Source organism: Bordetella tumbae, assembly GCF_054780995.1.
Genome location: NZ_BAAGVG010000025.1, coordinates 64,743 through 83,223, shown reverse-complemented (window position 1 = coordinate 83,223; position 18,481 = coordinate 64,743). Strand labels below are relative to the sequence as shown.

15 protein-coding genes are annotated in these 18,481 nt (G+C 60.9%); 6 read left to right on the top strand and 9 right to left on the bottom strand.

Annotated features, from left to right (window positions below; all coding sequences use genetic code 11):
- Positions 1–125: 125 nt before the first annotated feature.
- A complete protein-coding gene (locus tag ACYVI2_RS27080; RefSeq protein ID WP_415819585.1) occupies positions 126–2,738 on the top strand; it encodes a TRAP transporter permease in 2,613 nt (870 codons plus the stop codon).
- Between the two features lie 430 nt (positions 2,739–3,168).
- On the opposite strand, the gene ACYVI2_RS27075 is transcribed toward ACYVI2_RS27080, so the two are convergent.
- The 5 genes from ACYVI2_RS27075 to ACYVI2_RS27055 form a co-directional block, all read right to left on the bottom strand.
- Positions 3,169–4,299, bottom strand: coding sequence for a TIGR03364 family FAD-dependent oxidoreductase (locus ACYVI2_RS27075; RefSeq protein WP_415821025.1), 1,131 nt, complete (start codon positions 4,297–4,299; stop codon positions 3,169–3,171).
- A gap of 17 nt (positions 4,300–4,316) precedes the next feature.
- Positions 4,317–5,339, bottom strand: a complete 1,023-nt coding sequence (locus ACYVI2_RS27070) for a putative 2-aminoethylphosphonate ABC transporter substrate-binding protein (protein WP_415821024.1) — start codon at positions 5,337–5,339, stop codon at positions 4,317–4,319.
- A 118-nt stretch (positions 5,340–5,457) separates the two neighbouring features.
- On the bottom strand, positions 5,458–6,279 hold the full coding sequence (gene phnX, locus ACYVI2_RS27065; protein WP_415821023.1) for a phosphonoacetaldehyde hydrolase: 822 nt from the start codon (positions 6,277–6,279) through the stop codon (positions 5,458–5,460).
- A gap of 19 nt (positions 6,280–6,298) precedes the next feature.
- Positions 6,299–8,035 carry a putative 2-aminoethylphosphonate ABC transporter permease subunit gene (locus ACYVI2_RS27060; protein ID WP_415821028.1) on the bottom strand — a complete coding sequence of 579 codons (1,737 nt, stop codon included), beginning with the start codon at positions 8,033–8,035 and terminating at the stop codon, positions 6,299–6,301.
- A gap of 37 nt (positions 8,036–8,072) precedes the next feature.
- Positions 8,073–9,146: a putative 2-aminoethylphosphonate ABC transporter ATP-binding protein gene (locus ACYVI2_RS27055; protein WP_415821022.1), complete on the bottom strand. Its 1,074-nt coding sequence runs from the start codon at positions 9,144–9,146 to the stop codon at positions 8,073–8,075.
- 214 nt (positions 9,147–9,360) lie between these two features.
- On the opposite strand from ACYVI2_RS27055, the gene ACYVI2_RS27050 reads away from it, so the two are divergent.
- Positions 9,361–10,224 (top strand): LysR family transcriptional regulator, encoded by an 864-nt coding sequence (locus tag ACYVI2_RS27050; protein WP_415821021.1) that lies wholly within the window; start codon positions 9,361–9,363, stop codon positions 10,222–10,224.
- A gap of 25 nt (positions 10,225–10,249) precedes the next feature.
- Here the strand turns inward: ACYVI2_RS27050 and ACYVI2_RS27045 are convergent, their stop codons facing one another.
- Together ACYVI2_RS27045 and ACYVI2_RS27040 are read right to left on the bottom strand one after the other, a co-directional pair.
- Positions 10,250–11,125: a sulfurtransferase gene (locus ACYVI2_RS27045; protein ID WP_415821027.1), complete on the bottom strand. Its 876-nt coding sequence runs from the start codon at positions 11,123–11,125 to the stop codon at positions 10,250–10,252.
- Between the two features lie 118 nt (positions 11,126–11,243).
- The gene (locus ACYVI2_RS27040; protein ID WP_415821020.1) at positions 11,244–12,098 is read right to left on the bottom strand and encodes a DMT family transporter; all 855 of its coding nucleotides are present in this window, start codon (positions 12,096–12,098) and stop codon (positions 11,244–11,246) included.
- A 146-nt stretch (positions 12,099–12,244) separates the two neighbouring features.
- Here ACYVI2_RS27040 and htpX point away from each other — a divergent pair, with 146 nt between their 5' ends.
- Positions 12,245–13,126 carry a protease HtpX gene (gene htpX, locus ACYVI2_RS27035; RefSeq protein ID WP_415821019.1) on the top strand — a complete coding sequence of 294 codons (882 nt, stop codon included), beginning with the start codon at positions 12,245–12,247 and terminating at the stop codon, positions 13,124–13,126.
- A gap of 166 nt (positions 13,127–13,292) precedes the next feature.
- On the opposite strand, the gene ACYVI2_RS27030 is transcribed toward htpX, so the two are convergent.
- Together ACYVI2_RS27030 and ACYVI2_RS27025 are read right to left on the bottom strand one after the other, a co-directional pair.
- A complete protein-coding gene (locus ACYVI2_RS27030) occupies positions 13,293–14,282 on the bottom strand; it encodes a quinone oxidoreductase family protein (RefSeq protein ID WP_415821018.1) in 990 nt (329 codons plus the stop codon).
- A gap of 55 nt (positions 14,283–14,337) precedes the next feature.
- Entirely contained in the window at positions 14,338–15,288 is a 951-nt protein-coding gene (locus ACYVI2_RS27025) for a DMT family transporter (protein WP_415821017.1), read from the bottom strand.
- Between the two features lie 157 nt (positions 15,289–15,445).
- On the opposite strand from ACYVI2_RS27025, the gene ACYVI2_RS27020 reads away from it, so the two are divergent.
- From ACYVI2_RS27020 to ACYVI2_RS27010, 3 genes are all read left to right on the top strand, one after another.
- Positions 15,446–16,303 carry a DMT family transporter gene (locus ACYVI2_RS27020; protein WP_415821016.1) on the top strand — a complete coding sequence of 286 codons (858 nt, stop codon included), beginning with the start codon at positions 15,446–15,448 and terminating at the stop codon, positions 16,301–16,303.
- A 93-nt stretch (positions 16,304–16,396) separates the two neighbouring features.
- The gene (locus tag ACYVI2_RS27015; protein ID WP_415821015.1) at positions 16,397–16,900 is read left to right on the top strand and encodes a MarR family winged helix-turn-helix transcriptional regulator; all 504 of its coding nucleotides are present in this window, start codon (positions 16,397–16,399) and stop codon (positions 16,898–16,900) included.
- A gap of 142 nt (positions 16,901–17,042) precedes the next feature.
- Positions 17,043–18,461, top strand: coding sequence for an efflux transporter outer membrane subunit (locus ACYVI2_RS27010; RefSeq protein WP_415821014.1), 1,419 nt, complete (start codon positions 17,043–17,045; stop codon positions 18,459–18,461).
- The last annotated feature ends 20 nt before the right edge of the window (positions 18,462–18,481 follow it).

Here is an 18,481-nt window from a genome sequence, read left to right as displayed (position 1 = left end):
TACCGTCTCGAGGCGCGTGCTCAGCGCGGCGCCCCGAGACGGCATTCAGCAACTCGCCTGGCCGCGTCCAAGACCTATCACATCGCGCATGCCTGCCAGGCCGATCAACCATGTAGGGGAATCCGATGAAAACTGAGCCGTCCACCACAACCACTGATCTAGAGCAGTTGGTTGCGGACGTCGATCGAGGCGGACGCCAAGCAGGCGGCATCGCCGGCGCCACATTGGCGATAGGTGCGCTGATATGGTCGCTGTTCCAGCTCTGGTATGCCTCACCACTGCCGTTCTCGCTGCGCTGGGGCATTTTCAATGACACCGAGGCGCGCGCACTGCACCTGGGTATCGCGATGTTTTTGGGCTACTTGGCCTATCCCGCACGCAAGAGCTCGCCGCGCGATCGCATGCCGTGGCACGACTGGATACTCGCTATCGTCGCAGCCTTTTGCGGCGCCTATCTATTCCTGTTTTACAAAGAACTAGCGGGCCGCCCTGGCCAGCCCACCACGATGGATGTGGCCACCGCCGCCATCGGCCTGGTGCTGCTGCTGGAGGTCACACGCCGCTCGCTCGGTCTGCCCATGACGGTGCTCGGCGCCGTGTTCGTGCTGTACGTGCTGGCGGGCCCCTGGCTGCCCGACGTGCTCGCGCACCGTGGCGCCTCGATTGAGCGACTCGCCTCGCATATGTGGCTGACGACAGAAGGCGTCTACGGCGTCGCGCTGGGCGTGTCTGTCTCGTACATTTTTATATTTGTCTTGCTGGGTTCGCTGCTGGACAAATGCGGTGCGGGCAACTACATGATGCAAGTCTCGTTCGCGCTGCTGGGTCACTTGCGTGGCGGTCCCGCCAAAGTCGCCGTCGTCTCATCCGCCGTCAACGGGCTGGTCTCTGCCTCATCGGTCGCCAACGTCGTCACAGGCGGGATTTTCACCATCCCCTTGATGAAAAAAGCCGGCTATGGCGGTATTCGTGCAGGGGCAATCGAAACCGCATCATCGGTCAATGGACAGATCATGCCCCCAGTCATGGGTGCAGCAGCGTTCCTGATGATTGAATATGTGGGCATCCCCTACACCGATATCATCCGCCACGCGATTCTGCCGGCCTCGATCTCGTACATCGCCCTGTTCTACATCGTCCATCTGGAAGCTCTCAAACTCGGCATCCAGCCCATGATGTCCGGCGGCAAACCCCGTACGCCACTGCAAAAACTTGCGGGCTGGGGCATGGGGATTTGCGGCACGCTGATCGTCATGGGATTGGTGTACTGGATCGGCATGGGCGTCAAAGCCGTAGCAGGCGCCTCTGCGGTCTGGATACTGCTGGCGCTGCTGGTGATCCTGAACGTCTGGCTGCTGCGCATCGCGGCACGCTATCCGGATCTATCCGAGGAAATCAACGTCAAAAATCCGGTGCGTCCCGAACCCTGGCCGACCGTACGAGCCGGCCTGCATTTCCTGATCCCCATCGGTATTCTCGTATGGTGCCTGAGCATCGAAGAACTCTCTGCCGGCTTGTCCGCATTCTGGGCGGCCGTCGCGATGCTAGTGCAGATGATCACGCAACGCCCTCTCACCGCGTGGTTCCGGCAACAAGCGGTCGCGCCTGCTTTGCAGCGCGGCTGGCGTGAGGCCATCGGCGGGTTGGAAGACGGCGCCCGCAACATGATCGGCATTGCCATCGCCTGCGGTACTGCGGGGTTGATCGTGGGCGCCATTACGCTCACCGGCCTGGGCTTGCGCATGACTGCGTTCGTCGAATTGGTTTCGATGGGCAACGTGCTGCTGATGCTGATCTTTACCGCCATCGTGTGCCTGATTCTGGGCCTGGGCATGCCGACCACCGCCAACTACATTTTGATGGCCACCTTGATGGCCCCGGTCGTGGTCGAACTCGGCGCTCAGAACGGTCTCGTGATTCCGCTCATCGCCGTGCACATGTTCGTGTTCTATTACGGAATCATGGCCGATATCACACCGCCAGTGGGGTTGGCCACTTTCGCTGCGGCGGCTATTTCAGGGGAGGATCCCATCAAGACCGGCATCAAAGGTACGACTTACGCGTTGCGCACAGCCGTGCTGCCCTTTATGTTTGTCTTCAATCCGCTGTTGCTGCTGATCGATGTGCACGGATGGTGGGAGCTGCTGTTGGTGATCTCCGGCGCGACCCTGGCGTCCCTGACCTTTGCAGCAGCGACACTGGGTTGGTTCCGTGTGCGCTGCTCAGTCGTCGAGATCGCTGTTCTGCTGCTGGTGACGTTCATGCTGTTCCGGCCGGACTGGTTCATGAACCATCTCTATGGCAAATACGAAAGCTTGCCGGCGTCCCAGATAAATCAGGTCGCATCCGAACTGCCTGACAGCGGTCGACTCGTCGCGGTCTTGCATGGCATGAACATCGAGGGCGATGAGCTCACGAAAACCGTTGCAGTAACGCTATCGCCGTTACCCGAAGGCGATACCAGCACCGGTGTCGCGGCAGGACGCAAACGGCTCAGCGACGCGGGTCTCATGATCACAGCCTTGGGTGACCAGGTTCAAATCGGCGCTGTGCAATTCGGCAGCCGCGCGCGCAAAGCGGGATGGGAGCAAGGATGGGATGTGGTCAGCGTCCAGATTCCGAATCCGCATCGGCCGTCGGAGTTCTGGGTGTATATCCCGGCGTTGGCGCTGTTGGCCGCGGTGTGGGGATTGCAGGGACGTCGGCAGCGTAGGGGGTTAACGCCTTCTGTGGCGTAGTTGATGAGTTGATCGTCTGCTTGCGCGGACGTTCTCTGTGAACACGTTCCTGTCGGGGGCAAAACGCCGCGCCGGCCTAATCGCAACGGCTCGGCGCAACACCAGGCGCCGAGGTCCCCTTCGGGGACTACCCGTCGCTCAAAAGGCCGGCGCGGCGTTTTGCCCCCGACAGGAACTCACAGTAGAGATGAACCACGAATGCTGATGACGTGTCGAGCATGCAGATGTTGAACGCGGCCGTGAATAAGAGAGTCTGCGAGCCAGGCCTCGCCGTGTAAAAGCGGCGCCGGGCCGTTGAGCGCGGATTTAGTCCGCGAAGCGGACCGAGGCCCCTGGTCATGGGCCGAGTCCGTGCGATAGGCCCGGCGCCGCTTTTACACGGCGAGGCCTGGCGCCAAAAGAACCCTTATCCTCACCAGCAAACAACACCCTATCCCAAACGCCCTCCAACAGTCCGTTCCCCAATCGCCAACCCCACCGTCATCCCCACCCCCGAATGCATCACCGCAACGGTGGTAGCCTCATCAACCGGCATCACGGAAAACGGCGCTGGCCCATGCGCCCCATACACCCCTTGCCAACGCTCCACCACCCGTAGCCGCGCCCCCAACGCCTGCGAGGCCAGCTCGAGCATTGCGTTATCCACCGCCTCGTCATTGAACGGCGGCGCATCCTGCCCATAGCGATGCGAGTCACCGATGATCAATTCGCCATAAGGCGTAGGACTGATCAAAAGGTGAATCCCATTCTCGAGCAAATATGGCGAACGCTCCTGAATGATGTCGCGCAACACCTGCGCCGAGGGCAAATCAGAAAACGCCCCATAGTGCACACATGACAGCCCCGTCAACACCGGACGATCCAACTGCTCGATAGGATTGGACTCGAATACGGCACGCAACATTTGCAGCCGCGTCACCTCCAGATCCATCGGCGCGAACAACTCTGGCATCAACGTCAGATAATCATGCCCCGGGCACACAAACACGTGTCCGCCCTGAAAATCCCCCACCGTAGTACTGACAAGACCGCCCTCCACTGCACGCGCCAATGTGCCGGTGATGAACGTCACCCCCAACGACTCCGCCAGATAGCGTGTGATGGCTGGCAATGCTTCGCGCGAATAGATCTGCAGATCGTCGTGCCCTTGTATCGCGGCGCAATGATGTGCGAGCCTGCCGCCATATAGACGGGCGACCTCGCGGCTGGACAATAGCTGTGCACGATAGCCTTCCTGGTGCAATCGCGTATCCGCAAATTCCTGCAGTACGTCCGCCTCATCGGCGTTACGCGCCAGCACGAGCGCGCCGTTGGCACGCACATGAAATCCGGCCTTTGCAGCGAGTTCCAGCCAGAGTTCGCGCGCCTGCTGCGCATGCGACAACATCATGCCGGGCGACTGCCCCGTGACGATGACCTGGCCAAAATTGCGGACGGTGGCCCCGTGCGCCTGACGGCTGCGCTCGATGACGGCCACAGACAGGCCGCGCTTGGCCGCGGCCCAGGCGTGAGCGACACCGAGCATGCCGGCGCCGACCACGATGACGTCGAAGTTTTTCATTTCCAAATAAACCTGATTTATTTCTTCTTGGCTTCGGACTTGCCGTCGTAGCGCTTGGTCCACTCCGCGATGATGCGGTCACGATTGGTGGCGGCCCACGTGAAATCGTTCTTGATCATGCGCGAGCTCAAGTCTGCCGGCAGATTGGGATTCGCCGTTGCAATGGACGGAATCGCCAGCACGGCAAAGTTCGCTTTGTACAACTCGTTGGCTTCGCGGCTGGCCGAGAAATCCGCCAGTTTTTTCGCAGCGTCCAGATTCTTGGTTCCCTTGACGATCGCGGTCGCCTCGACTTCCCAGCCCAGGCCTTCCGAGGGAAATACGGCCTCGACGGGCGCGCCATCGGCTTTCAACTTGGCCGCGCGATAGTCAAACGAGATGCCGATCGGAAACTCGCCGGCAGCCGCCATGTTGCAAGGCTTGGAGCCCGAGTGCGTGTACGAGCCGATGTTTTTGTGCAAGGCATCCATGAACGCCCAGCCTTTTTCTTCGCCAAACATCTGCAGCCACGCACTCACATCCAAGAAGCCCGTACCCGACGAGGCCGGATTCGGCATCACGATCTTGCCGGCGTATTCGGGCTTGGTCAGGTCTTGCCATGACGCGGGCTTGGGCAGTTTCTGCTTTTCGGCTTCGATGGTGTTAAAGCAGATCGCGGCAGCGAAACCATCCATGCCGACCCAGCTCGGCTCGGCCTTGGCATCGCGCATGTTGGCGGCGATCTGATCCAACCCCTTGGGCGCGTAAGGCTGCAACATGCCTTCGCTGTCCATCAAACCCAGCGACGTGCCTGCCAAGCCCCAGACTACATCTGCTTTCGGATTGGCTTTCTCCGCCAACAATTTGGCGGTGATGATGCCGGTGGAGTCCCGCACCCATTGAATCTTGATGTCGGGATTGGCCTTTTCGAACGCGGCTTGGTAGGCCTTGATCTGATCGGCTTCCAGCGCGGTATAAACGGTCAGCGTAGTAGCAGCCGAGGCGGCACCCATGACGCCGGTCAGTGCGGCGGCCAGGGCGAGTAGCGTGTAGTGTTTCATCTTTTACTCCGATAGATTCCGGCATCGCCGGGCAGGAAAAGGGGGCAGCCGAATGGCTGCTGGATTGATCAGATTCGGGGAATGCTTTATCGAGTCAGTACAGACGTCGCTCAGAGGCTCAGGGACGCTGGCCAGCAGCCAGGCGTGACTCGATGTCGATAATGACGGCCGGCAAATCGGCCACGGTATCGATCAGAAAATGCGGGGCAGCGCCAGACAGCTCTTGGTTGGCGCGCGTGCGCGCGGTATCACGGCCCGCTGCATCCAACTGCTGATATTCGTCTAACGTCAAACCGGCGGCGTTACCCGACAGCAACAGGCCAACCGTCCACATTCCTGCGCGACGCCCTTCTTCGATACCCGGCGCGGTATCGTCGACCTTGACGCAACCGGCCACGTCCGCGAGGCCTAATTCCACGACATTTTTCAAGGCCATCGCGGGCGCCGGACGGGCACGCGGCACTTCGTCGCTGGCAACAACATATTCCGGTCCGATGCCTTCGGTGGCGGCACGCTCGATGACGCGATCCATCACACTGCGGGGATAACCCGAGCACGAGCCGATTTTCAAACCTCGGTCACGCAAAGTGTTCAACACCTCGACGGCTCCGGGAATGGCGGCGGAATACTGTGCCACTTTTTCCAACTGCATCGGCAAGAAACGTTCGTAGATCGCCGTCACGTCATCGTCGGTGGGCAGATGGCCGAACTTTGCCTCGTATTGACTCGCAATCGCCGGCTCGTCGCACAGCGTGCGAATGTGATCCCATTTGCCCATCCCCATCGGGCCACGGGCCTGCTCTAGCGAAACCTCCACGCCGAACTGCGCGAACGCCTCGACAAAGACTTTGGTCGGCGCAAAGGAGCCGAAATCGACCAGGGTGCCGGCCCAGTCAAAAATCACCGCCTCCAGGCGGACGGGCAATGACGGTACTGTCATGATAGGTATTCCAGAAAAATTAGACGGAGACAGGGCGGCGCCACGCTTGCGTACGTGCCACCAGCGCGCGGCTGGCCACATGCATCAGCAGAGCCGCAACAGCGGAACTGGCCATGATCACCGTGCACATCGCCGCAGCGGGCCCAATGAATCCGGCATCGTCCATGTTCAACACCGCCACGGCTGCCAGCACCGTAGACGGGCTATACAAAAACACCACCGCAGAGACGGTCGTCATCGACGACACGAACAGATAGCGAGCGATATCCAGCGCCGCGGGCAAACACATCGGCAAGGTCACCCGCAAAAAGGTGGTGACGCGCGGCACTTTCAGCGAGGCAGAGGCCGCTTCAAATTCGGGATCCAATGCGTTCAGCGCCGTAGCCGCAGTCAGGTGAGCGCTGGTATAAAAATGCACCACTGTGCACAGCACCAATAACGGCATCGTCCCGTACAACACATTCAACGGATTCGATGGGCTATTGAAAAAGAAGATATAACCCAGCCCCAACACCAATCCCGGTACCGCCATCGGCATCAGCGCCAGCATGCCGACCAAGCCACGCAAACCGCGCGCCGCCACACCACGGACGGGGACTTTTTCCATCATCCACGCGCCGACGAAAACCACCATGGTGCCGACCACTGCAGTGCAGAACGCCAGCTGCAGACTATTGCGCCATGCCAGCCAACCGCCCCCGTCCATATTGTCGAAATCATACGAACGCAGTGACATGGACAAGTTATATGGCCACATCTTGACGAACGACGCCCAGACCGCCACACCGATCATCAACAGCAGGAACGCCGCCACGATGCTGGCCAATGTCAGGAATACCGCGTCACGCTTGCGATTGATTTCTGCCACGTACGGCTGTGCCCGGCCACTCACCTGCGCGCCTTGACGAGCACGCAGACGGCGATCCAGCACAAAGGTCAGGATCGCAGGCACCAACAGCATGATGCCGATGGCCGCGCCCTTGGGAAAATTCTGCTGACCGACGACCGCCTTATAGGCCTCCATGGCCAGGACGTTGTAGTCGCCGCCGACGACCTTGGGCACGCCAAAGTCCGTCACCGTCAAGGTAAAAACCACGCAGCAGGCGGAAAACACCGCATAACGCGTCCCGGGCAACGTGACCGTCCAGAATGTACGCAATGCGCCAGCGCCCATCGCACGAGTCGCGTCATAGAGCCGGCCGTCGGCCAGAGCCAGGCCGGTCAGCAGAATCATGAGCGCATGAGGGAACGTATAGAACGCCTCGCCGAGGACAATGCCCCAGAACCCGTAAATCGTGACGCCGCCCAGCAACTCTTTCAGCAAACCCTGGTTGCCCAGGAGGTACACCAGCGCGATCCCCGGCAACAGCGAAGGCGCCAACAACGGCAACAGCGCGATCGTACGCAGCAGGCTTTTGCCCACGATACGCGTGCGAGTCAGCGCATAGGCAAACGCGTACGCGCAGGGCACGACCACTGCCATCGTCACCACGCCAACGGTCAAACTGCGCGCCACCATCGCAAGGAAACCGTCGGCCCCGATGATGCCCGCCAATACCGACAATCCCGCCCAATTGCCGTCACTGTCCATGACAGACTTGGCCAGAATTCCCAGCAGCGGCAGCGCCAGGAAAATCAGCAGGCCGAGCACCAACGCACCCTGCCCCGCGTTCAGGCCCCACGTACCAATCCAGGCGGGCATGGGACGTCTGCCCAACGATGGCACGGCACCCGCCGCAGCGCCCCGTGTTCCCATTGACAACGTATTTCCAGACGGCTCCATCATCGCAGACTCAAGCGTAGGCGCGTATCGCATAGCGAGGCAGCTCCACCCAGCAACGGCTGGCAGCGTGAGGACCCAGCAGGGCATCTCCGATTTCAGGGGAAACGATGGAATGCAACGTCGTACCGGGCACACCGTCCAGACGCAGCGCCAGACGATAGCTGCGGCCCAGGAACACACCGTCCAGCACCTCGGCCAACACGGCGTTGGGCTCGTCGGGACGAACCGTACTGACACGCACTGCCTCCGGGCGCACAAAGAGTTTGCCGGCATCGAGGTCCAGCGCCGACTCCACGGCCAGCTCCTGACGCCCTACCCGCGCACGATGCGCATCCACACGCTGGAACGGCAGCCAGTTGGCCTCGCCCACGAAATCGGCGATAAATGCCGAACCGGGCTGGCGATACAGTTCGCGGGGCGTTCCATACTGCTCGATCACACCGCCATTCATGACCGCAATACGATCCGCCATGACCATGGCTTCCTCCTGGTCATGGGTCACCATCAGCGTGGTAATCGACAAACGTTTTTGCAACGCGCGCAGTTCAACGCGCAAATGCTCGCGCACCCGAGCATCCAGCGCGGACATGGGCTCATCCAGCAGCAATAACGACGGCGACGGCGCCAAGGCACGGGCCATCGCGACCCGCTGCTGTTGTCCGCCGGAAATCTGCCCCGGATATTTCTTTGCCGCTCCCTCCAGTCCGACCAGCGCCAGCATCTCCTCGACACGATGCTCTACGTGCTTGCGATGCGCGCGCTTGCCACTGAGGCCATAGGCCACGTTCTGGGCGACGGTCAGATTGGGAAACAGGGCATACGACTGAAACAGGATGCCGTAATCGCGCTCCTGGGGCGGAGCCTGGGAAATATCACGCCCCGACAACACGATCGTGCCACTGTCCTGCCGCTCCAGGCCTGCGATGGCGCGCAGCAAGGTAGTTTTGCCGCAGCCCGACGGCCCCAGCAGGCAGACCAGCTCGCCCGCACGGATATCGAGCGACACATCGGCCAACGCCGTATGCACGCCGAATCGCTTGACGACATGCCTGACAGAAAGAAATGCTTGGCCGGGTTGGGGCATAGTGCCTCCACGTAAAAGATGGAGGCAGTATGAGAACCGCGTATTGTGTGTTTATGACACTACGCAAAAATGTCGTAATAGAAATATCAAATAATTTTGGTTTACTTAGGGGTTGGCCTCACGTCCCTATTTAGGGCCACGGGATCTGCCCCTGTGCGGGACAGCGCTCCTGGCCCAACGTGCGGGCTTTTGCCTCATTGAAATTCAGAACACTGTGCTCGTTGCCGAACTCAAATCTTTTTACGCCGTCGCCCGCTGGGGCACTGTCACCAAGGCCGCCGCGCAGTTGGGGATCAGCCAGCCTACTGTCACCGGCCAGCTGCGCCAACTGGAGTCCCGCTACGGCATCGAGCTGTTTTATCGCCATGGGCGCAGCATGCACCTGTCCGATGCCGGCCAGCGCCTGATGCCGCTGGCAGAAAAACTGGTCCAGCAGGAAACCGAGATCGATTTTTGGCTGCGCGATGCCAGCGACCTGCGTGAGGGCCACCTGCGTGTCGGCGCCACCGGGCCGTTTTACATCATGGATACGGTGCAGCGGTACAGCCAGCGGTATCCGGGAATTGACCTGACGCTCACCATCGGCAACTCGCAGGCCATGTTGCAGGCCCTGCAGGATTACCGTATCGAGGTTGCGACCTCATCGTATCTGAGCGACGAAAAACATTTTTATCGCCGGATGATTGCCGCCGACCCGCTGCGCATCGTGACGCACCGCGAGCATCCCCTAGCCCGCCGCAGCCAGGTCCAGTTATCCGATCTGTCACGTTACGCCCTGCTGCTGCGCGAACCGGGCTCGATGACCCGGAAATTGACCGAAACCGCGCTCGAGGCCGCGGGAGTCACCGTCGCCCGCATCCTGGAGATCGGCAGCCGCGAATCGATACGCCAGGCCATTCTGTGCGACCTGGGTGTCAGCCTGATTCCCTCACGCGAGGCCCCGACGCATCCCGACCTGGTCACGCTGGCAATTACCGACGCGACCATCGTGATGAATGAATACCTCTATTGCCTGCGCGAACGCCAACCCGTGCAATTGATTGCACGGTTCCTGGAAATGGCACCCACGGCGGGCTAAGAAGACCGCACCGACGTCTCAATCGTCACACGTCGCGCGCGACGGGACGGGCCGAATCACTGCACCACTCGCTCCATGAGCCGGGGTACAGGCGTGAGCCAGCCAATCCCGCGACCTCCATGGCCAGCAGATTGTGGCAGGCCGTGATCCCCGAGCCGCACTGATGCACGATCGTGGCGGGATCGCGCTCGCCTAAAAGTGCCGAGAATTCGGCGCGCAACTGCGCCGCATCCTTGAATCGCCCATCTGCCTGCAGGTTTTCGCCATTGGGGCGATTCAATGCGCCCGGAATATGGCCCGCCACGGGATCCATCGGTTCAACCTCGCCACGATAGCGATTCGCTGCGCGGGCATCCAGCACAGTAAAAGCCGGCGCGGCCAGATTTGCCAGTACTGCGTCAGCATCGACGGTATCGGCCAATGGCTGGCCCAACAGTGAGGCATTTTCGGTCTGCTCGGCATGGGACACTGCCGTGCTAGCGTTGGTGGGGCTCTCCGTGCTCGTGGGCAAGCCCGCCGCCGTCCATCCCTGCCAGCCGCCATCCAGTACGGCCACACGTTCGTGCCCCAGCCAGCGCAGCATCCACCACAGATGAGCAGCAAACATACCGCCGCTGGCGTCATAGGCCACGACAAGGGTATCCGGCCCCACGCCATGTGCGGTCAGCAATGCGGCCAGTGCCTCGCGCGTAGGCAGAGGATGGCGGCCGTTTTTTCCCGTGCGCGGTGCGGCGAGCTCGGCTTCATGATCCAGATAGCGCGCCCCAGGGATATGCCCCTGCTCATACGCACGCCGCCCCGCGGCATGGTCCATCAGGTCATGCCGCACATCGAACACCCGCAGATCGGAAGAACCCAGACGAGCAGCAAGTTCGGTCGCGGAAATCAAGGTCGTAGTCATCCGTTGTCCCTCCAGCAAATCAAAAAAAGCCCCCACGCCGCGCCTTCGGCTTGCTGCCCCCCAAGGGGGCGTTTTTGCCTTGGGGCGGCCCTGCGCCAAAAAAAGCCCCCACGCCGCCTCACGAACCGGCGGGCATGCGCATCGTCCGCCACACTGACAACAGCCCCGCGGCGATGATGAGGCCCATCCCCGCCCAGGCCAGGCCGTCGGGCTGATCGCCCCAGAACCCCATGCCCAGCAAGGCGGCAAAAATGATCGTGGTGTATTGCAAGGCGGCCGTCAACAACGCCGAGCCGACACCAAAGGCCCGCGTCATGGTCAACTGCCCGAACAGGCCCGCCACCCCGATGCCGATCAGCGATGCGTATCCCTGCCAGCCGACCTGTCCCCAGCCCTCGATAGTCAGGCCCAGCGCGCTGCTCAGGCACACGGCCAGCGAGAAAAACAGGACCGTCCGCCATTCTGGTTCGCCGACACGGCCGAGCTGGCGGATCTGCATCATTGCCACGGCGGACGTCGCCCCAGCGCACAAGCCAAACAACGCCGCCATCCATTGGTCGGGATTGATGCTGGGGCGCAATATGGAAATGACCCCGGCAAACCCCAACACCACGGCCAGTATCCGCACGGGGTCGCGCTGCGCTCCGCCCCATCCCAGCATCCAGCAGGCAATAAATAGCGGCGCGGTGTAATTCAGACTGGTCGCAGTCGCCAGCGGCAAATGCGAAATCGCAAAAAAACCCAGCCACATGGACGACACCCCGGCCACGTTGCGCCACACGTGCAGGCGCCAACTGGTCGGCACAATAGACTGACGCCCGGCACGAGCCCAGATCAAGAGCAACACAACCGACGGGAATCCACGGAAAAGGACGATCTGGGGCAACGACGCACCATACTCCGTGGCCATTTTCACAAACGACCCCATGAGGGCAAACATGGCCGACGCCACCAACATCCAAAGAGCCTGCATGGGGGCTACGCGATGAAAATGAAGAAAAACGGGGGAAAGCGCTACTATACTCCGGGTCCGGAAAATCAACGTTGGCCAGACGGGAACTGCCCTGCTTTTTCCCAGTCCAAAAAGGCCCTCATCGCTCGCAGAGGAATACCCAAAGCATGAAACGCATTTTTCTGTTTATCATCACCAACTTGGCCGTCATGGTGGTGCTATCGGCTACGCTCCGCATTCTGGGCGTAGACCGCATGATCACGGCCCAAGGCATCAACATCCAGGCGCTGCTGATCTTTTCGGTGGTGGTAGGCTTTACGGGCGCCATCATCTCGCTGCTGATGAGCAAGCCCATGGCCAAATGGAGCACGGGCGCTCAGGTGATCGACCCGAATGCGCCCCGAGGCGCCCGCGAGGCCTGGCTGCTCGACACGGTGCACCAACTCGCCGACCGCGCCGGCATCGGCCGCCCCGAGGTCGCCATCTACGAGGGCGCGCCCAACGCTTTTGCGACGGGCGCCTTTAAAAACGACTCGCTCGTGGCCGTGTCCACCGGCCTGCTCGACAGCATGACCGAAGAAGAAATCGCCGCCGTCCTCGGCCACGAAGTGGCGCACGTAGCCAACGGCGACATGATCACGCTGACCCTGATCCAAGGCGTGGTCAACACCTTCGTCGTATTCCTGGCGCGTCTGGTCGGCTATTTCATCGACCGCGTGGTGTTCAAGAACGAACGCGGCATTGGCATCGGCTATTACGTCACCGTCATCGTCTGTGAAATCGTCTTCGGCATTCTGGCCTCGATCATCGTGGCCTGGTTCTCGCGCCAACGCGAATACCGTGCCGATGCCGGTTCCGCTCAACTGATGGGCTCGCGTGAACCCATGATGCGCGCCCTGGCCCGTTTGGGCGGCCTGGAGGCGGGCGAGTTGCCCAAGAGCTTCGAGGCCTCGGGTATCGCCGGCAAAGGCGGCCTGGCCGCGATTTTTGCCTCGCACCCGCCCATTCAGTCCCGTATCGCTGCCTTGCAGCAAATGCGCGTCGCCTGAAACGACTCACCAAGGTGATCAGCAACGCCCGCTGATTACCCGTAAAAAACCCGGCTTGACGTATGAATCGTCAAGCCGGGTTTTTTGTCTATAGGGCACTCCAAGGCCCAAGCGCGCCTGCGACGCACCGCAGGCGCTGCCGCGAGGGCCTGTTACTGCCCTGCCCTTAATCCAAGGTCAGGACAGTCGCACCAGTCGTCTTGCGCGAGGCCAACGCCGTCTGCGCCTCGCCCGCGTCTTCCAGGCGATAGCGCTGGTCGATGCGCACCTTGATTTTTTTCTTCAGGACCAGGTCGAACATTTCCTTGGCCGCGGCATTCAGTTTCTCGTGCGTATTGACGTGCAACCCCAGCGACGGACGCGTCACATACAGGCAGCCTTTTTGATTCAGCGTCGCCAGATTCACGCCCGACACGGGGCCCGACGCATTGCCAAAGCTGACCATCAGCCCGCGCGGCTCGATGCAGTCCAGCGACGTTTCCCAGGTATCCTTGCCCACGCCGTCATACACCACGGGGACTTTCTTGCCATTGGTCAGTTCCAGCACGCGCTCGGCCACGTTTTCACGCGAATAATCAATGGTTTCCCATGCGCCATTGGCGCGAGCCAATTCGGCTTTCTCCGGGCTGGACACGGTGCCGATCAGCTTGACGCCCAGCGCCTTGGCCCATTGGCAAGCGATCAAACCCACGCCGCCCGCTGCCGCGTGGAACAAAATGGTTTCATTACCCTGCAGGCGGTAGGTCTGGCGAAACAGGTACTGCACGGTCAGGCCCTTGAGCATCAGCGCAGCCGCATCGTCGAACTCAACGCCCTTAGGCAGCTTGACGACCTGCGCCGCCGGCACATTGCGCGCCTGCGCATAGGCGCCGATCGGGCTCTGGCCATAGGCCACGCGGTCGCCGACTTTCAGGTGCTTGACCTCTGCGCCTACCGCCTCGACCACGCCCGCGGCCTCAAAACCCAGGCCATGCGGCAAGGGATGCGGATACAACCCCGTGCGGTAATAGATATCGATGAAATTCAATCCAACCGCATGCTGGCGGATCGTGATCTCGTTGGCCGCAGGCGGCGGGACCTCGACATCCACGAGTTTCAGGACTTCGGGTCCACCGTGTTGCTCAATACGGATTGCCTTGACGACATTGCTGGTCATACCAGCCTCCTATGTTGTGATGAATATCCAAACTGCCCTGCGGCGACATACCGCGTCATTGCTTTGGCTCCGGACGGCGGCCGCCCATGAGTACCAATATCCCACATAACACCAGCGCGGTCCCCCCTAGCTGCCACAGCGTAATGGGCTCATCCAGCAGCCACGCAGCCAGAAACAAGACCGACACCGGTCCCACCATACCCAACAGCGACGCGGTCGGCGCGCCAATCAGTGCGACCGCCCACATCAGCATGAACACCGGCATCACCGTGTTGAACGTGGCGTGCACAAACGAATAGCCATACACGCCCAACGGCTGAATCAACTCGGACGGGGGATGCACGACAAAGAACTGCACGATACAGGCGATGCACGATACCGTCATGGCATAAGCCACCAGCCGCGTTGCCCCCACGCGCTTGACGAGTTCGCCCGAACAAATCAAGTACACAGCATAGCTGAGCGCCGAGCCAAAAATAAACAAAGCCCCAAGCGCCACATGGGAACCGGTGCCGTGCCCCAGATCTTGCGCGAACACCAGGATCACGCCCAGATACGAAACCACCATGGCCACCCATTGCCGAGGCGAAATCGGACGCTTGAGCCACCAGGCCGACAACAGCACCACCAGCGTGGGAGACAAAAACAAGATCAAACGCTCCAGGCTGGCCGTCACATACTGCAAGCCCAGAAAATCCAGAAAGCTGGATAAGTAATACCCCAGCAATCCCAGCAAACACAGCACGACCCGCTCTCTTCCGGTCAAGACGGCCAGCTCGCCGCGAGCGGCCCTGCGGGACTCGCGCCACGCCACTGCGGCAAAAAACGGCAAGGAAAACAGCATGCGAAAGGCAATCAAGGTAACCGCGTCGATGCCATAGCGATAGGTCAATTTCACGACGATGGCCTTGGCGGCAAACAGTACAGCCCCCACCGTCGCCAGGAAAAAACCAAGGACACGAGGAGAAACAATCGTAGTGAAGCGCAATTGAGAAGGAAGATTCATCAAGGACTTTAAGAAACCAGGGGATTCCGGCGAAAACGAAAAAAACCCTATGCGATGCCCTGCAGCAAAACGGCTAAAGTCACACCGCTATAATCATCAGATCCTAGGAACGGCGACAACCAAGCCAATCCGGTTCCCCGCTCCTCACGACTCACGCATGACCCGTCAACGCGCCCTAGTTTATATCCACATTGCCGCTGTGCTGTTCGGCCTGACAGGAGTTTTTGGCGAACTCATCCAGGCCAGCGCTGCCCTCATTACGCTGGGCCGCGCCGTGTTTGCGGTCGTCGCGTTGCTTGGCTTTTCGCGGCTGCAACGCAAGCCCCTGTTCACATCGCTGACCCCCGCGCAATTATTCATGTTGATTGTCGCCGGCTGCCTGCTGGCGGGCCACTGGGTGACGTTCTTCATCTCGGTCAAGGTCGGCGGCATCGCGGTCGCCACGCTAGGGTTTGCCAGTTTTCCGGCGTTCATCACGCTGTTCGAGGGCCTACTGTTTCGCGAAAAGGTACGCCTGGCGGAATGGCTGGTGCTGGGACTGGTCACCCTGGGGCTGATCCTCGTGACACCGTCGTTCGATCTCGCGGATCAGGGTACGGTAGGGTTGGCCTGGGGCATTCTGTCCGGTCTGTCGTTCGCACTACTGGCGCTGAGCAACCGGCGATCCACTGTCGGCCTGGATGCCATGCAAGTCGCCTGCGGCCAGAACATCGTCGTGGTGCTCGCCATGCTGCCTTTTGCTGCCAGCCAATTGCCGCAGCTCGCCGGCATAGATCTGTTCTGGATTGTCCTGCTGGGCGTTTTCTGCACGGGCCTGTCGCACTATTTGTTCGTGTCCAGCCTGACAAAACTCAATGCACGTACCGCGGGCCTGGTGATAGCACTGGAGCCGGTGTACGCGATCGCCTTTGCCTGGGTATTGTTCTCGCAACAACCCAGCCTGCGCATGATCGCCGGCGCCGTGCTGATCGTAACGGCCATCGTGTGGTCGGGGCTGCGCAAGACGGCACACTAAACATCCACGGGTCGGATTTGTTAACCCGCCAGTACTCGGCGCCCCATCAGTACCTGCATTGACAATTATTGCCTAGGCAATAAAATACCCCTCATGAACGCCCCCCGCTCCGTTACCGACGACGACACTCATGTGCACTACCGCGCCACGTCACGCTGTACTGCCGAGGACAATGTCGGCTTCATGATCAAACAGGTCTATCACTCGCTGACCCGCCTGCTGGACGTGGAAACCGCTCCGTTGGGGTTGACAGCCATCCAATGGCGCCCCATCGCCCTGATTGCGCGCGGCACTGCCGACACGCCGGCCGAGCTGGCACGCTTGAATGGTGTCGATACCGGCGCGATGACTCGCACTCTCGATCGCCTCGAAAGCAAGGGCCTGCTGCGGCGTATACGCAGCCACGAGGATCGCCGCGTCGTCAAAATTGAGCTCACCGAATTGGGCCACGAAAAGGCCAAGGCCATTCCTTCCTGTATTGCCCGCGTGTTGAATCATCACCTGCGCGGATTTTCCAACGAGGAGCACTCGCAATTGCGGCACTTGCTCGGCCGAATGCTGGCCAACGGCTCGGACGGCAAATCCCCCGAGCCCTGATTTCACCATCTCCAAAACCCTGGATCCAAATGGGGATATTCCCCTCGCCAGGGATGTTTTACGCCATAATATTTGCCTAGGCAAATACAGTTTAATCAACAATATTCAGCAAAACGTCAGATTGACTACCCCCCGACGACTGATGAAACCTCTGCTCCCCGTGGCGCTGCTGTTGGTCCTGGCAGGCTGCGCATCAATGGACCCGACGACCGAGCCCGTGGCGCCACTCGAGGCCACACAACTCGGATTGCAGAACGCGTCTGTATCCTGGCCCGACACGCAGTGGTGGCGCCGCTATGGCGACACACAATTGAATACGCTGGTCGATGAGGCCTTGGCCAACAGCCCGTCCATGACGTCGGCTCAAGCCCGACTGGCTCAGGCAAATGCAGCCGTGCGCGGCGCACGCGCGCCGTTGATGCCGCGCGTCGATGCGAACTATTCCCTCAGCCGCGAACACTTGCCCGAAAAATACATTTACCAACCGCCCATGGCGGGGTCTGTAGTCTCGGATAACCGGCTTGCGCTGGACTTCACCTACGAGCTGGATTTCTGGGGCAAGAACCGCGCCCGGCTCAATGCCGCGATTTCACAACGTGCCGCCGCCGAGGCCGACACACAGGCAGCGCGCAACGTGCTGGCTCGCGCCATGGTGCGCAGCTATTTGAATTTGCAGAATGCGTTTGCGCAGCGGCAAGTCCTGCAACGCATCCTGGAGCAACGTACCGATGTCCTGCAACTGACGCGTGATCGTCAACGCGCGGGCCTGGACACACAAGTCGAAGTCAAGCAGGCCGAATCGTCGGTCGCCGCGGCCAAGGTCGACCTGACGCAGACAGAAACCAATCTGGCCCAACTGCGCAACCAGGTCGCCGCGCTGGCAGGGGCTGGTCCCATACGCGGCCAGTCCTTGCAGCCCGTCGTCCTGTCGGCCCGTGCGGGCGTCATACCCGAGAACGTGCCGCTCGAATTGCTGGGCCATCGCCCCGATATCACCGCTGCACGCTGGCGTGCCGAGGCGGCCCAGCGCCAGATCGAGGCCGCCCGTGCCGAGTTCTATCCCAACATCAATCTGGTGGCCTTTGCTGGATTTCAGGCCATCGGGACTGGCAATCTGCTGGACGCCGGCAGCCGCACCGCCGGCATTGGACCCGCTATCACGTTGCCGATTTTTCATGGCGGCGAACTCAATGCCAATCTGGCAGGCCGCAAGGCGGACGCGGACGTAGCAGTCTCGGATTACAACCAGACCGTGCTGGACGCCGTGCATCAGACCGCCGACGCGATCGATGGCCTGCGCCTGATCGACCGCGAAATCGACCAGCAACACCAAGCCCGCGAAGCCATCGACGCCGCCTATGACCTGGCCGTGCAGCGCTACCGGGCAGGCATGGGCAACTACCTCACAGTGCTTGTCGCCCAGACCGGCGTACTGACCCAGACCCGGCTGGATACCGACGTGCGCTTTCGCGCCTACCAGCTCGATGCCGACCTGGCCTATGCCCTGGGTGGCGGCTATGCGCCCGCCGCCGACACGCCGGCAGCCTCTTCTTCTCATTGACCGACCCGGACCCCGACGTC

Bases quoted from the DNA above. Each gene is read 5' to 3' on its own strand.
- ACYVI2_RS27080 (WP_415819585.1), top strand. From the start codon at position 126: ATGAAAACTGAGCCGTCCACCACAACCACTGATCTAGAGCAGTTGGTT.
- ACYVI2_RS27075 (WP_415821025.1), bottom strand. From the start codon at position 4,299: ATGAAAAACTTCGACGTCATCGTGGTCGGCGCCGGCATGCTCGGTGTC.
- ACYVI2_RS27070 (WP_415821024.1), bottom strand. From the start codon at position 5,339: ATGAAACACTACACGCTACTCGCCCTGGCCGCCGCACTGACCGGCGTC.
- phnX (WP_415821023.1), bottom strand. From the start codon at position 6,279: ATGACAGTACCGTCATTGCCCGTCCGCCTGGAGGCGGTGATTTTTGAC.
- ACYVI2_RS27060 (WP_415821028.1), bottom strand. From the start codon at position 8,035: ATGGGAACACGGGGCGCTGCGGCGGGTGCCGTGCCATCGTTGGGCAGA.
- ACYVI2_RS27055 (WP_415821022.1), bottom strand. From the start codon at position 9,146: ATGCCCCAACCCGGCCAAGCATTTCTTTCTGTCAGGCATGTCGTCAAG.
- ACYVI2_RS27045 (WP_415821027.1), bottom strand. From the start codon at position 11,125: ATGACTACGACCTTGATTTCCGCGACCGAACTTGCTGCTCGTCTGGGT.
- ACYVI2_RS27040 (WP_415821020.1), bottom strand. From the start codon at position 12,098: ATGCAGGCTCTTTGGATGTTGGTGGCGTCGGCCATGTTTGCCCTCATG.
- htpX (WP_415821019.1), top strand. From the start codon at position 12,245: ATGAAACGCATTTTTCTGTTTATCATCACCAACTTGGCCGTCATGGTG.
- ACYVI2_RS27030 (WP_415821018.1), bottom strand. From the start codon at position 14,282: ATGACCAGCAATGTCGTCAAGGCAATCCGTATTGAGCAACACGGTGGA.
- ACYVI2_RS27025 (WP_415821017.1), bottom strand. From the start codon at position 15,288: ATGAATCTTCCTTCTCAATTGCGCTTCACTACGATTGTTTCTCCTCGT.
- ACYVI2_RS27020 (WP_415821016.1), top strand. From the start codon at position 15,446: ATGACCCGTCAACGCGCCCTAGTTTATATCCACATTGCCGCTGTGCTG.
- ACYVI2_RS27015 (WP_415821015.1), top strand. From the start codon at position 16,397: ATGAACGCCCCCCGCTCCGTTACCGACGACGACACTCATGTGCACTAC.
- ACYVI2_RS27010 (WP_415821014.1), top strand. From the start codon at position 17,043: ATGAAACCTCTGCTCCCCGTGGCGCTGCTGTTGGTCCTGGCAGGCTGC.